This window comes from Microbacterium sp. 10L49 (assembly GCF_056395125.1).
This window is the reverse complement of record NZ_JBFTIW010000001.1, coordinates 123960-137567: the sequence shown is the minus strand read 5'-3', so window position 1 is coordinate 137567 and position 13608 is coordinate 123960. Positions and strand designations below refer to the sequence as shown.

Sequence of the window (13608 nt, the reverse complement as noted above, 5' to 3'; positions counted from 1 at the left end):
CTCAGTCGCCCTTCCGGCATCCATCCGGGTACGCAGAACGGGCCGCCACCCCGCCCGAAGGCGAGGCGACGGCCCGTTCTGAAGGGTGATGCTGCTTACGCGTTGCCGCCCGAGAGCTTCTCGCGCAGAGCCGCGAGAGCCTCGTCGTCGGCCAGCGTGCCGGCACCGGCGGAGTCGCTCGAGAACGACTGCGCGGCCGCGCCGAAGTCGTCGCCCGCAGCAGCCTCGGCCTCGGCGGCCTTGATGACCTGAGCCTTGTGCGCCTCCCAGCGAGCCTGGGCAGCCGCGTACTCCTGCTCCCAAGCCTCGCGCTGAGCGTCGAAGCCGTCCTTCCAGGCACCGGTCTCGGCGTCGAAGCCCTCCGGGTACTTGTACTCGCCGTTCTCGTCGTACTCGGCGAGCATGCCGTACAGGGCCGGGTCGAACTCGGTGCCGTAGGGGTCGACCGACTCGTTGGCCTGCTTCAGCGACAGCGAGATGCGACGGCGCTCGAGGTCGATGTCGATGACCTTGACGAAGACCTCTTCGCCCACCGAGACGACCTGCTCAGCCAGCTCGACGTGCTTGCTGGACAGCTCGGAGATGTGCACGAGGCCCTCGATGCCGTCCGCGACGCGCACGAACGCACCGAACGGAACCAGCTTGGTGACCTTGCCCGGCGTGACCTGGCCGATGGCGTGGGTGCGGGCGAAGACCTGCCACGGGTCCTCCTGCGTCGCCTTCAGCGACAGGGAGACGCGCTCGCGGTCGAGGTCGACCTCGAGGATCTCGACGGTGACCTCCTGGCCCACCTCGACGACCTCGGAGGCGTGCTCGATGTGCTTCCAGGACAGCTCGGAGACGTGCACGAGGCCGTCCACACCGCCGAGGTCGACGAACGCACCGAAGTTCACGATCGACGACACGACGCCCTTGCGGACCTGGCCCTTGTGCAGGTTGTTGAGGAACGTGGTGCGCGACTCGGACTGCGTCTGCTCGAGCAGGGCGCGGCGCGAGAGCACGACGTTGTTGCGGTTCTTGTCCAGCTCGAGGATCTTGGCCTCGATCTCCTGGCCGAGGTACGGCGTGAGGTCGCGGACGCGGCGCAGCTCGATGAGCGAGGCCGGCAGGAAGCCACGGAGGCCGATGTCGACGATGAGTCCACCCTTGACGACCTCGATGACCGATCCGGTGACGACGCCGTCGTTCTCCTTGATCTTCTCCACATCGCCCCAGGCGCGCTCGTACTGGGCGCGCTTCTTGGACAGGATCAGACGGCCTTCCTTGTCCTCCTTCTGGAGAACGAGGGCCTCGACCTGGTCGCCGACGGAGACGACCTCGTTGGGGTCGACGTCGTGCTTGATGCTCAGCTCGCGCGAGGGGATGACGCCCTCGGTCTTGTAGCCGACGTCGAGGAGGACCTCGTCGCGGTCGATCTTGACGATCGTGCCCTCGATGATGTCGCCGTCGTTGAAGAACTTCAGGGTCTTCTCGACCGCAGCCAGGAAGTCCTCGGCAGATCCGATGTCGTTGATCGCGACCTGCTTGGTGGCCGGGGCGGCCGTTGCGGTAGTCATGTAGTGGGTTGTCCTTGTTGATGGATACTCGGGCTGCGGCGCGCGCTCATCAGAGCATGGGATCGCCCCGCGGCGAATGAATGTGTCTTGGTCGTCACGCACGCGAGAGGATGCCCCCACGGGTGACACTTCATGCTATCAGGTCGCTGAGGGTTCCGCTGCCCGCGTTCCTGCGACCCCTGGCCGCCGAGCGTCCTGCACAGCAGTGGTTCAACGCCACGGGATCTCGCGATGTTCCCGCGGATCCGCGTGGGTGCTCCCCGCGGTTTCGACGGCCCCCTTTCGACGAAGGCACTGGCAGACTGTGGACATGACCGACGCCGCTCCCAAGCTGCTCCTCCTGGACACCGCCAGCCTCTACTTCCGCGCGTTCTACGGCGTGCCCGACGCGGTCAAGGCGCCGAACGGCACCTCGGTGAACGCGGCCCGCGGGCTGCTCGACATGATCGCGAAGCTCGTGTCCGCGTATCGCCCGACGCACCTCGTCGCCTGCTGGGACGATGATTGGCGCCCGCAGTGGCGGGTCGACCTCATCCCGAGCTACAAGGCGCACCGCGTCGTCGAGGTGGTCCCGGGCGGCGCGGATGTCGAGGAGGTCCCGGATCCGCTCGAGGCGCAGATCCCGATCATCCGCGAGACGCTCGCGGCGCTGCGGATCCCGGTCATCGGCGTCGCGGAGCACGAGGCAGACGACGTGATCGGCACGCTCGCGACGGTGGCGGACATGCCCGTCGACATCATCACCGGCGACCGGGATCTGTTCCAGCTCGTGGACGACGCCCGCGGAGTCAGGGTGATCTACACGGGTCGCGGCATGAGCAACCTCGAAGACCTCACCGAGGAGGCGGTGGTGCGCAAGTACGGCGTGCTTCCGAGTCAGTACGCCGACTTCGCCACGATGCGCGGAGACGCCTCCGACGGGCTTCCCGGCGTGGCGGGGGTCGGCGAAAAGACCGCCGCGAACCTCCTCGCCGTGCACGGCGACCTCACGGCGATCCGTGCTGCCGCAGAGGGGGCGGAGGGTATGTCGGCGGGCGTGGCGAAGAAGATCCTCGCCGCGTCGGACTATCTCGACGTCGCCCCCACCGTGGTGCGCGTCGCGACCGCGCTGCCGATCGCAGTCCCTGCCGAGCCGCTGCGACCGCTCGACGCCGCCGAGACCGCGGCCGCGGTCGGCGTCGCGGAGCGCTGGAACCTCGGCACGTCGATGGCGCGCGCACTGGAGGCGCTCGGCCGCACGGCCTGACCTCAGCCGGCCCAGCGCAGCAGCCGGTCGAGCCCCCAGGTCGTCACGATCCGCTCTGCCGGGACGCCGGCGCGCTCGGCGCGCTGAGCTCCGTGGTCCAGCAGCGACAGCTGCCCTGGCGCGTGCGCGTCGGAGTCGATCGAGAACAGGCAGCCGATCTCGAGCGCGAGTGCGAGGAGCCCGTCCGGCGGATCGTTCCGCTCCGGTCTCGAGTTGATCTCGACGGCGACGCCGTTCTCGGCGCACGCCTCGAACACGGCCCTGGCGTCGAACCTCGAGGGCGGGCGAGTGCCCCGCTCCCCCTGCACGAGTTGACCAGTGACGTGTCCGAGCACGCTGACACGCGGGTTCGAGACCGCGGCGACCATGCGCCGGGTCATCGGCCCCGGCTCCATCGCGAGCTTGGAATGCACCGATGCGACCACGACATCCAGTTCGCCGAGCAGCCGGTCCTCCTGGTCCAAGCGCCCGTCGTCGAGGATGTCGACCTCGATCCCGGTGAGCATCGTGAACCCCTCACCGCTGAGCGCACGCACCTGCGGCAGCTGCAGGCGCAGCCGCTCAGCGGTCAGGCCGCGCGCCACGCGCAGTCGCGGCGAATGGTCGGTGATCGCGAGGTACTCGTGCCCCAGGGCGCGGGCGGCGTCCGCCATCGCCTCGATCGGGGTCGTCCCGTCCGACCATTCGGTGTGCGCGTGCAGATCGCCGCGCAGCCGGGAACGCAGCTCCGAGACGATCTCCGGTTCGACCTCGCCACGAAGCTCGACGAGGTACGACGGCGTCTGCCCGTCGAGTGCCTGCCGGATGACCTCGAACGTCGAGGATCCGATCCCTTTCGCCTGCTGGATCCGATTCAGATCCGACCGTGCGTCCTCGGGGAGCTCGGCATAGGTCGCCGCGGCGGCGCGGAACGCCTTGGCCCGATAGCGCGACGCCCGCTCGCGCTCGAGCAGCCTGGCGATCTCGAGCAGCGCCTCTTGCGGATCCATGCCGACCGTCCCTGCGCCGCTCAGCTCGCGGCGAGCTCCTTGGATGCCGCGACCCACGCGTCCAGCTTCGCGAGTGCGCGCCCGTCGTCCACGGCTGCTTCGGCGAGGCCCAGGGCGGCGCGCAGACGCTGCACGATCGGCACCTGCGCCTGGGACGCGTCGTGGGACAGTTCGTAGGCGACGATGCCGGCCGCCGCGTTCAGCAGCACGATGTCGCGCACGGCGCCGCGCTCGCCTTCCAGCGTGCGGCGCAGCACGCCCGCGTTGTGCTCCGGGGAGCCGCCGATGAGGTCGGCGAGATCGGCGAGCGGGATGCCCAGGTCGCGCGGATCCAGGTCGTGCTCGTGGATGTCTCCGCGGGTGACCTCCCAGATACGGCTGTGCCCGGTCGTCGTGAGCTCGTCCAGTCCGTCGTCACCGCGGAACACGAGAGCCGTGGCGCCGCGGGTGCGGAACACGCCGGTGATGAGCGGCACCCGGTCGAGCTGGGCGACGCCCACCGCATTCGCTTCGGCGCGCGCCGGGTTGCACAGCGGGCCGAGCATGTTGAACACGGTCGGCACACCGAGCTCTGCGCGGACGGCGCCCGCGTTCTTGAACCCGGGGTGGAACGCCCCCGCCCAGGCGAACGTGATGCCGGTACGGTCCAGGATCTCGGCGACGGCCTGCGGGTCGAGGGTGAGCTGGAGGCCGAGCGCGCCGAGCACGTCGGAGGATCCGGACGCGGAGCTGGCCGCGCGATTTCCGTGCTTGACGACCGGGATGCCGGTCGCGCCGATGATGATGGCGGCGGTGGTGGACACGTTCACGGTCCCGATCCGGTCTCCCCCGGTTCCCACGATGTCCAGCACATCCGAGGACACGGGCAGCGGCACGGCCGCTTCCAGGATGGCGTCGCGGAAGCCGACCACCTCGTCGATCGTCTCCCCCTTGGCGCGCAGCCCGACGAGGAAGCCGGCCAGCTGCGCCTGGGTGGCCTGCCCGCGCATCACCTGACGCATCGCCCAGGTCGACTCGTAGACGCTCAGGTCACGCCCGGCGAGGAGCGTGGAGAGGACATCGGGCCAGGTCAGAACATCCGCCATGCCAGCGATCCTAGCGATGTGATGCAGTCGTGATCCCCGCTCCGGCACCCGGCGACCCGCCCGCAAGCCCGCGTCTCTCAGGGGATTCGCGGCTGGTTCCGAGGCCACACCGAGGCCCGGACGGGCTGAACCGCCGCCGCCGGTGCGACAATCGGCGTCTCGGATCGGCCATAATGGACGGGTGACGACCTCAGCGACGTATGCCCCGGCGGCGAGAACGATCAAGCGCCCCAACCCGGTGGCTGTGGGAACCATTGTCTGGCTCGGCAGTGAGGTGATGTTCTTCGCGGGACTCTTCGCGATCTACTTCACCCTGCGCAGCACCTCTCCGGAGCTCTGGGCATCACGCACAGAGAGCCTGAACGTGCCGTTCGCCGCGATCAACACCCTGGTCCTGGTGGCGTCCTCGTTCACCTGCCAGATGGGTGTCTTCGCCGCGGAGCGCATGCAGCCCTACACGTCGGTGAACGACAAGGGACGCAAGCGCTGGGGCATGGTGCCGTGGTTCTGGCTGACCTTCGCCATGGGCGCGTTCTTCGTGTCCGGCCAGGTCTGGGAGTACTCGCAGCTGGTCGCGGAGGGCATGCCGATCTCGGCCGACTCCTACGCTTCCGCGTTCTACATCACCACGGGCTTCCACGCTCTGCACGTCACCGGCGGTCTGGTCGCGTTCCTGCTGACCCTCGGCCGCGCCTTCGCCGTCAAGAACTTCACGCACAAGGAGGCGACGACCGCGATCGTGGTGTCCTACTACTGGCACTTCGTCGACGTCGTCTGGATCGTGCTGTTCTTCGTCATCTATTTCCTCAAGTAAGAAGCGGAGCGGATTCCCGACATGGCACGTGAGAAGAAGCGCCGTACTGGCCGTCGCAGCCCCCTGGCCGCTGCGGCTCTGATCGGCGCAGGCCTGATGATCACCGGCGGCGTCTACGCCGGCGCGAGTGCGGCGTTCGCCGCGACCGAGCCGGCGTCCGTCACCGCCGCGGTCTCGACCGAGGACGGGCAGAAGCTGTTCCAGGCGAACTGCGCCACCTGCCACGGCATGAACCTGCAGGGCACCGCCACCGGACCGAGCCTGTACGGCGTCGGCGAGCTCGCGGTCGAGTTCCAGATGTCCACCGGGCGCATGCCGCTGCAGATGCAGGGCCCCCAGGCTCCGCAGAAGCACCCGCAGTTCTCCGAGGAGCAGATCAAGAACGTCGCCGCCTGGGTCCAGTCCGTGGCGCCCGGCCCGACCTACCCCGAGGAGAAGATCCTCGACGGCAAGGGCGATGTCGCGCACGGTGCCGAGCTGTTCCGCATCAACTGCGCGATGTGCCACAACGTCGCGGGCGCCGGTGGCGCTCTGACCGAGGGCAAGTACGCCCCGGGCCTGATGAAGACCAGCGCACTGCACATGTACGCCGCCATGGTCACCGGTCCGCAGAACATGCCGGTCTTCGGCAACATGAACCTTTCGGCCGAAGACAAGCGCGACATCATCTCCGCGCTGCTCTTCCAGCAGAACGCGACCCAGGTCGGCGGTATGGACCTCGGATCCCTCGGACCCGTCTCGGAGGGTCTGTTCATCTGGATCTTCGGAATCGGCGCATTGGTCGCCATCACCGTGTGGATCACGGCGAAGTCCAACTGACGCCGACATATCGAAGAACGTACGAGGAGAACCATGGCACACGACGACCCGCACGCTCTTGACCGGACCTATCAGGCACCGGCCGGGCTGAGCGTCGACGTCAGCGACCCCGCGCACAACCCGGGGCTGCCCGCGCACCGCGAGCGCGTCACCGACCAGGACCCGAAGGCGATGAACGCCGCTGTCCGCACGGTCTACACGCTCTTCTACCTCTCGCTCGCAGGCAGCATCTGGGCGGTCGCCGCCTACATGCTGTTCCCGATCGAGAGCGGCTCGCTCATCGACGTGCGCTACAACAACCTGTTCATCGGCCTCGGAATCGCCCTCGCCCTGCTCGCACTCGGTCTCGGTGCGATCCACTGGTCGAAGGCGATCATGGCGGACCACGAGCACATCGAATACCGCCACCCCACCCGTGGCCGCGACTCCACCCGCGAGGCCGCGATCAAGGCCTTCGCAGACGCGAACGAGGAGTCCGGGTTCGGGCGCCGTGTGATGATCCGCAACTCGCTCATCGCCGCGGTCGTCGCCTCGGTCGTCCCCGGTCTCGCGCTCTTCCGCGGTCTCGCCCCGCACAGCACCCCGGAGAACCCGATCGCGGGCGACCCGGTGCAGCTGCTCAAGCACACGATGTGGGAGAAGGGCATGCGCCTTGCGCACGACCCCGATGGAACGCCCATCCGCGCCGCCGATATCACGATCGGCTCGGCCGTGCACGTGATCCCGGAGCCGCTCAGCAAGGTCGGCCACGAGGAGGGCTACCTCGAAGAGAAGGCCAAGGCGATCGTCCTGCTGATGCGTCTGCTCCCCGAGCAGCTCATCGAGTCCGAGGAGCGCAAGACGTGGTCCTACGACGGCATCGTCGCCTACTCCAAGGTCTGCACGCACGTCGGCTGCCCTGTTGCGCTGTACGAGCAGCAGACCCACCACCTGCTCTGCCCGTGCCACCAGTCGCAGTTCGACGTCACGGAGCACGCGAAGGTGATCTTCGGACCGGCCGCACGCCCGCTGCCGCAGCTGCCGATCACCGTCGATGACGAGGGCTACCTCGTCGCGCAGAGCGATTTCCACGAACCCGTCGGTCCGAGCTTCTGGGAGCGTCATTGAGCACCGCAACTGTTACCGAGCAGAAGTCCTCGGAGAAGCCTTCGGAGGCGCCCCTGGGCGGCCGATTCGTCGGCGGTCTCTCCAACTACATCGATGAGCGGACGAGCCTCTCCGGCTTCGTCAAGGAGCTCGGCCGGAAGATCTTCCCCGATCACTGGTCGTTCATGCTCGGCGAGATCGCACTGTGGAGCTTCGTCGTGGTGCTGCTGTCCGGCACCTTCCTGACGTTCTTCTTCCAGGCGTCGATGGTGCCCACCCACTACGCCGGGGCTTACGCGCCCATGCGCGGTGTGGAGATGTCCGCGGCCCTCGACTCGACGCTGCGCATCTCGTTCGATCTGCGCGGCGGCCTGCTGGTCCGCCAGATCCACCACTGGGCGGCGCTGACCTTCGTGGCCGGCATCGGCGTGCACATGCTGCGCGTGTTCTTCACGGGCGCGTTCCGCAAGCCCCGTGAGCTGAACTGGGTGATCGGCTTCGTGCTGTTCGTCCTCGCCATGGCCGAGGGCTTCACCGGCTACTCGCTCCCCGACGACCTGCTCTCGGGCAACGGTCTGCGCATCATCGACGGCATGATCAAGGGCCTCCCGCTGATCGGCACCTGGACCTCGTTCATGCTGTTCGGCGGCGAGTTCCCGGGCGACCAGATCGTGGGGCGCCTCTACACGCTGCACATCCTGATCCTGCCGCTCCTGGTGATCGGCCTGGTCGTGCTGCACCTCATGCTGATGGTGATCAACAAGCACACGCAGTTCGCCGGCCCCGGCCGCACGGACGAGAACGTCGTGGGCTACCCGATGATGCCGATCTACATGTCGAAGATGGGCGGCTTCCTGTTCATCACGTTCGGTGTGATCGTACTGATCGCCTCGCTGTTCCAGATCAACCCGATCTGGAACTACGGCCCGTACGACCCCTCCCCCGTGTCGGCGGGTACGCAGCCGGACTGGTACATCGGCTTCGCGGACGGCGCGCTGCGTCTTGCCCCGTCGAACCTCGATGTCGTGTTCCTCGACCACACCTGGTCGTTCGGGATCATCATCCCGGTGCTGGTACTGGGCCTGTTCATCGTCCTGGTGGCGATCTACCCCTTCATCGAGGCCTGGATCACCGGCGACAAGCGCGAGCACCACATCGCGCAGCGTCCCCGCACCTCGGCCACTCGTACCGCGATCGGCGTGGCCGGCATGGTCTTCTACGCCACGCTGTGGGCGGCCGCGGCATCCGACCTCATCGCGACGCACTTCTCGCTGACGATGGAGGGCGTGATCCACACCCTCCAGGCGACGCTGTTCATCGGCCCGGTCCTCAGCTACTTCATCGCGAAGCGCATCTGCATCGCGCTGCAGAAGAAGGACCGCGAGATCGTGCTGCACGGCTACGAGTCCGGTCGGATCGTGCGCCTTCCGGGTGGCGAGTTCATCGAGGTCCACAAGCCGGTCGACGTGTACGACCGCTGGAAGCTCATCGACACCGAGGTGTACGAGCCGCTGGTGGTCCGCCCGAATGCCAAGGGCCGCATTCCGTGGACGCAGAACCTGCGCTCCTCTATGTCGCGCTGGTTCTTCGAGGACCGCCTGTCGCCGCTCACGCAGGCCGAGGTCGCCGCAGCCGACGCGCACCAGCGGCACGCGCTGCACGACACGAACGAGGCCGCTCACGACGAGATCGTGGCGTCGCACACCCGTGCCGGTGTGAGCGAGGACCAGATCGCACCGGTCGACACGGGCCACGTCAGCGAGACTCCGAACACGCCCAGCTCGGCGCTCGCCCCGGAATCCCTGCAGGCGAAGGAGGGCGGCGAGTAGGCCGCTCCCCCAGCTCGATCGAAGGCCCCGTCACAAGACGGGGCCTTCGTCGTTGCCTGTCACTGCGCCGGAGTAACCTGGCGGTATGACCTCCGCCATGGACCACTTCGCCGCGAAGCTCACCCACGAGACCGATGCGAGCGATGTGCACGCCGCCCGCAAGGCCGGCGAACAGCTCGCCGTCGTCGACGTCCGCAGCGACGACGCCTGGGCCCAAGGGCGCATCGTCGATGCGATCCACATGCATTACAGCGAGATCGCAGCAAGGGCGCCGCAGGAGATCCCCCTGGGCACCCCCGTGGTGGTCTACTGCTGGAGCCCTGGCTGCAACGCAGGTGACAAGGGCGCCCTGGAGTTCGCCAAGCTCGGATACGACGTGAAGCTCATGATCGGCGGCTTCGAGTACTGGGTACGTGAGGGCTACCCCGTCGAAGACGCCGATGGCGTGCACCGGCGCCCGGTGGATCCCCTCACGGGCATCGCCCGCGTCCGCACACACGCCTGACGACGTCGCCGCTTCTCCGCGCCTTCTCCCGTGCGGCGCCCGCCAGGCTCATGGCGGTCACCGCAGAGGGTCAGGTAGCCTCTGCCCGGGTTCCGACGGGCGCGGTCTGCGATACATCTGTCCAGACCTCGGTCATCTGGTCGATCAGTCCATCTCGCACTCGGACGAACGTCGCACACTCAAAATGATCCACGCCCGCGCGGCCACTTGCGGTGACATGGGAACGACAGGCCGCGCGATCCGACGTCCCAACGATCTCTTCGACGCGCAAGTGCTCGAATCCCGGATACTCCGCGTTCAGGCGAGTCCAGGACCCACGGTCGAAGGACTCACCGGTATGAACGTATCGGCAGGAGAAGTCCTCGTGAAGATAGTCATGCAGATCGCTCCAGCGATGATCATCAATCGCCGACATCAAACCACTCAGAAGCGCAACTGCCGTCATGTAACCAGGCTATTAGCTTCTACCGGGCCCAAGACTCCGACCTCACCACCCGTTCCACGATCGCCGACGACGAACGCCTGGCGCGGACATACGGAGAAGGCCCTGGAGCGTCGCTCCAGGGCCTTCTCGCGGGGATCTCCGCTCAGCGGGCGAAGTGACCGCGGTAGTACTCGTAGACCCAGCCGACGATCGCGACCACGAAGATTGCCAGCGCGACCGGGAAGAGGAACACGCCCACGGCGAGAGCGATCATGCCGACCGCCGCGGCGCCCGCGAGGACGATCGGCCACCAGGACCACGGGCTGAACTCGCCGAGCTCCGGATCGCCGTCATCGATGTCGCTGGTGAGGATGTCCTCGGGCAGCGTGCCGCCCTGTGCCTTGTGGGTGCGGTCGAGGTAGAACGCGATCATCGCGCCCATGAACGTTGCGAAGAACAGGGCGACGGTGCCGACCCACTCGATCGCATTCACGGGGGGCTCACCGGCGTGCGCGACCAGGTTCCAGACCGTGTAGGTCACGCCCATGAGGGCGAAGAATGCGGTGAGGATCCACCACAGAACGATGTTGTCGCGCATGGGTCAGCGGGCCTTTCCGTCAGCGGCCGCAGCAACCGGGTGCTCGGCGGCCTCCGGGTGGTTGAGGTCGAACGCCGGACGCTCGCTGCGGATACGCGGGATCGAGGTGAAGTTGTGCCGCGGCGGCGGGCAGGACGTCGCCCACTCGAGCGAGGCGCCATAGCCCCACGGGTCGTTCACGGTTACCTTCGGCGCCTTGCGGGCGGTCAGCCACACGTTCAGGAAGAACGGCAGCATCGACGCGCCCAGGATGATGGCGCCGATGGTCGAGACCTGGTTCTCCCACGTCCAGTTGTCGTAGGCCGAGTAGTCGGCGTAGCGACGCGGCATGCCGTCGACACCCAGCCAGTGCTGGATGAGGAAGGTCATGTGGAAGCCGATGAACAGCATCCAGAAGTGCACGTAGCCGAGGCGCTCGTTGAGCATCCGGCCGGTCCACTTCGGCCACCAGAAGTAGAAACCGGCGAACATCGCGAACACGACCGTTCCGAACACCACGTAGTGGAAGTGCGCGACCACGAAGTACGAGTCGGAGAGGAAGAAGTCCAGCGGCGGAGACGCCAGGATGACGCCGGTCAGTCCGCCGAAGACGAACGACACCAGGAAGCCGAGGGCGAACACCATCGGCGTCTCGAAGGTCACGGACCCTCGCCACAACGTGCCGATCCAGTTGAAGATCTTCACACCCGTGGGGACGGCGATGAGCATCGTCATCAGGGCGAAGAACGGCAGCAGCACCCCGCCGGTCACATACATGTGGTGCGCCCACACGGCCACAGACAGCGCCGCGATCGCGATCGTCGCGTAGACCAGGGTCTTGTACCCGAAGATCGGCTTGCGGCTGAACACCGGGAAGATCTCCGACACGATGCCGAAGAACGGCAGCGCGATGATGTAGACCTCGGGGTGGCCGAAGAACCAGAACAGGTGCTGCCAGAGGAGCACGCCACCGTTGGCCGGGTCGTAGATGTGCGCGCCGAGCACGCGGTCGGCGGCAGCGGCCAGGATGGCGGCGGCCAGCACCGGGAACGCCATCAGCACCAGCAGGCTGGTGATCAGCGTGTTCCACGAGAAGATCGGCATGCGCCACATCGTCATTCCGGGCGCACGCATGGTGATGATCGTGGTGATGAAGTTCACGGCGCCGAGGATCGTGCCGAAACCGGACATGCCGAGCCCCAGCATCCAGAGGTTGCCGCCGGCACCCGGAGTGAACGACGCACTCGCGAGTGGCTGATAGGCGAACCACCCGAACGAGGCCGCGCCCTGCGGCGTGAGGAAGCCCGCGACCGCGATGGTCGAACCGAACAGGAACAGCCAGAACGCGAAGGCGTTCAGACGCGGGAACGCCACGTCGGGGGCGCCGATCTGCAGCGGGAGGATCGCGTTCGCGAAGCCCGCGAACAGCGGGGTCGCGAACATCAGCAGCATGATCGTGCCGTGCATCGTGAACAGCTGGTTGTACTGCTCCTTCGTCGGCACGATCTGCATGCCCGGCGAGAACAGCTCAGCGCGGATGATGAGGGCCATCACGCCGCCGAGGAGGAAGAACAGCACCGAGGCGATCAGATACATGTATCCGATCGTCTTGTGGTCGGTGGAGGTGATCCACTTGACGACGATGTTGCCCTTCTGCTCGACGCGGGTCGAGCTGAGCAGAGCCGCCTGACGCGGCGGGATCGTCGTCGGACGCGCGCCGGCCTCGGAGGTGTCGGGAAGAGTGCTCGTCATTCTGCTTACTTCGCTTCCGAGTCAGTCGCGGGCTTCCCGGTGCCGGGGAAGTTGGTGAGGCGGTCGTAGGCGTCGGTGATGTCGCCCGTGTTGCCCTCGTCCTTGAGCTTGGTCAAGTACGACTGGTACTCCGCATCGCTGACGACCTTCACGTTGAAGAGCATCATCGAGTGGTACTCGCCGCAGAGCTCGGCGCACTTGCCCTGGTAGGTGCCCTCACGGGTCGGCGTGAACGACCAGGAGTTGTCCTTGCCGATGTACATGTCCTTCTTGTACAGGAAGTCGATGATCCAGAAGGAGTGGATCACGTCGCGCGACTGCAGGGTGATCTTCACCTTCTTGTCGACCGGCAGGTACAGCGTGGGCAGGGCGGCCTGATCGATGTTGCCGGCCTTGTCGGGCTGGGCCTGGACACCCATGGTCCAGACGGCGTCGGAGTTGTCCTTCTCCGTGCCGTCGTACTGGAAGTCCCACGCCCACTGCTTGCCGATCGCGGTGATCGAGACATCGGGCTCATTGCCCGGGCCGTACTGGGTCTCGATGATCGTCTGATCGCGCGCCGTGAAGGCGAACATGCCGAAGATCAGGATCAGCGGAACGAGCGTGTAGAAGATCTCGATCGGCATGTTGTAGCGCAGCTGCACCGGCAGGCCGGTCTGTCCCTTACGACGCCGGTAGGCGATCGCAGCCCAGCCCATGAGACCCCAGGTGATGAGGCCGACGATGAGGAGGACGATCCACGAGTTGACCCAGAGCGACGTGACGCGCTCGGTCTGATTCGTCGCGTGAGTGCCGTCGTCGAAGCCGGGCAGGAAGCCGCGCTCCATGAGCGGGGCACATCCCGAGAGGGCCACGGCTGCCGCTACTCCCAGGGGGAGTGCGGCCCAACGAAGGCGGCGTTTCGAGGGCACGATGCACCTTTCAGA

General features: G+C 67.0%; 13 protein-coding genes. 6 read left to right on the top strand and 7 right to left on the bottom strand.

Translation table 11 applies throughout. The features are described 5' to 3' along the window. Positions 1 to 95: 95 nt before the first annotated feature. Positions 96 to 1556 (bottom strand): 30S ribosomal protein S1, encoded by a 1461-nt coding sequence (gene rpsA, locus AC1DCT_RS00675; RefSeq protein ID WP_440731473.1) that lies wholly within the window; start codon positions 1554 to 1556, stop codon positions 96 to 98. Between the two features lie 310 nt (positions 1557 to 1866). Here rpsA and AC1DCT_RS00670 point away from each other — a divergent pair, with 310 nt between their 5' ends. Continuing rightward, on the top strand, positions 1867 to 2802 hold the full coding sequence (locus tag AC1DCT_RS00670; protein ID WP_477426967.1) for a 5'-3' exonuclease: 936 nt from the start codon (positions 1867 to 1869) through the stop codon (positions 2800 to 2802). 2 nt (positions 2803 to 2804) lie between these two features. On the opposite strand, the gene AC1DCT_RS00665 is transcribed toward AC1DCT_RS00670, so the two are convergent. Together AC1DCT_RS00665 and trpD are read right to left on the bottom strand one after the other, a co-directional pair. Continuing rightward, a complete protein-coding gene (locus tag AC1DCT_RS00665; protein ID WP_440732413.1) occupies positions 2805 to 3791 on the bottom strand; it encodes a PHP domain-containing protein in 987 nt (328 codons plus the stop codon). 20 nt (positions 3792 to 3811) lie between these two features. After that, a complete protein-coding gene (trpD, locus tag AC1DCT_RS00660; RefSeq protein WP_440731471.1) occupies positions 3812 to 4876 on the bottom strand; it encodes an anthranilate phosphoribosyltransferase in 1065 nt (354 codons plus the stop codon). A 181-nt stretch (positions 4877 to 5057) separates the two neighbouring features. Here trpD and ctaE point away from each other — a divergent pair, with 181 nt between their 5' ends. The 5 genes from ctaE to AC1DCT_RS00635 all read left to right on the top strand — a co-directional run bounded on the left by ctaE (position 5058) and on the right by AC1DCT_RS00635 (position 9929). Continuing rightward, entirely contained in the window at positions 5058 to 5690 is a 633-nt protein-coding gene (ctaE, locus tag AC1DCT_RS00655; protein ID WP_440731470.1) for an aa3-type cytochrome oxidase subunit III, read from the top strand. 21 nt (positions 5691 to 5711) lie between these two features. After that, entirely contained in the window at positions 5712 to 6509 is a 798-nt protein-coding gene (qcrC, locus tag AC1DCT_RS00650; protein ID WP_477229260.1) for a cytochrome bc1 complex diheme cytochrome c subunit, read from the top strand. Positions 6510 to 6542: 33 nt separating this feature from the next. Further along, on the top strand, positions 6543 to 7616 hold the full coding sequence (gene qcrA / locus AC1DCT_RS00645; protein ID WP_440731468.1) for a cytochrome bc1 complex Rieske iron-sulfur subunit: 1074 nt from the start codon (positions 6543 to 6545) through the stop codon (positions 7614 to 7616). Beyond that, positions 7613 to 9424, top strand: coding sequence for a cytochrome bc1 complex cytochrome b subunit (gene qcrB, locus AC1DCT_RS00640; protein WP_477426965.1), 1812 nt, complete (start codon positions 7613 to 7615; stop codon positions 9422 to 9424). The genes qcrA and qcrB overlap by 4 nt, the downstream gene beginning before the upstream one ends. An 85-nt stretch (positions 9425 to 9509) precedes the next feature. Continuing rightward, positions 9510 to 9929, top strand: coding sequence for a rhodanese-like domain-containing protein (locus tag AC1DCT_RS00635; RefSeq protein WP_440731466.1), 420 nt, complete (start codon positions 9510 to 9512; stop codon positions 9927 to 9929). A 70-nt stretch (positions 9930 to 9999) separates the two neighbouring features. Here the strand turns inward: AC1DCT_RS00635 and AC1DCT_RS00630 are convergent, their stop codons facing one another. The 4 genes from AC1DCT_RS00630 to ctaC all read right to left on the bottom strand — a co-directional run bounded on the left by AC1DCT_RS00630 (position 10000) and on the right by ctaC (position 13593). Continuing rightward, on the bottom strand, positions 10000 to 10374 hold the full coding sequence (locus AC1DCT_RS00630) for a nuclear transport factor 2 family protein (RefSeq protein ID WP_477426963.1): 375 nt from the start codon (positions 10372 to 10374) through the stop codon (positions 10000 to 10002). Between the two features lie 142 nt (positions 10375 to 10516). Then, positions 10517 to 10951: a cytochrome c oxidase subunit 4 gene (locus AC1DCT_RS00625; RefSeq protein WP_441978115.1), complete on the bottom strand. Its 435-nt coding sequence runs from the start codon at positions 10949 to 10951 to the stop codon at positions 10517 to 10519. A 3-nt stretch (positions 10952 to 10954) separates the two neighbouring features. After that, positions 10955 to 12682, bottom strand: coding sequence for an aa3-type cytochrome oxidase subunit I (gene ctaD, locus AC1DCT_RS00620; protein WP_441978114.1), 1728 nt, complete (start codon positions 12680 to 12682; stop codon positions 10955 to 10957). 5 nt (positions 12683 to 12687) lie between these two features. After that, positions 12688 to 13593 carry an aa3-type cytochrome oxidase subunit II gene (ctaC, locus tag AC1DCT_RS00615; RefSeq protein WP_440731462.1) on the bottom strand — a complete coding sequence of 302 codons (906 nt, stop codon included), beginning with the start codon at positions 13591 to 13593 and terminating at the stop codon, positions 12688 to 12690. Between the last annotated feature and the right edge of the window lie 15 nt (positions 13594 to 13608).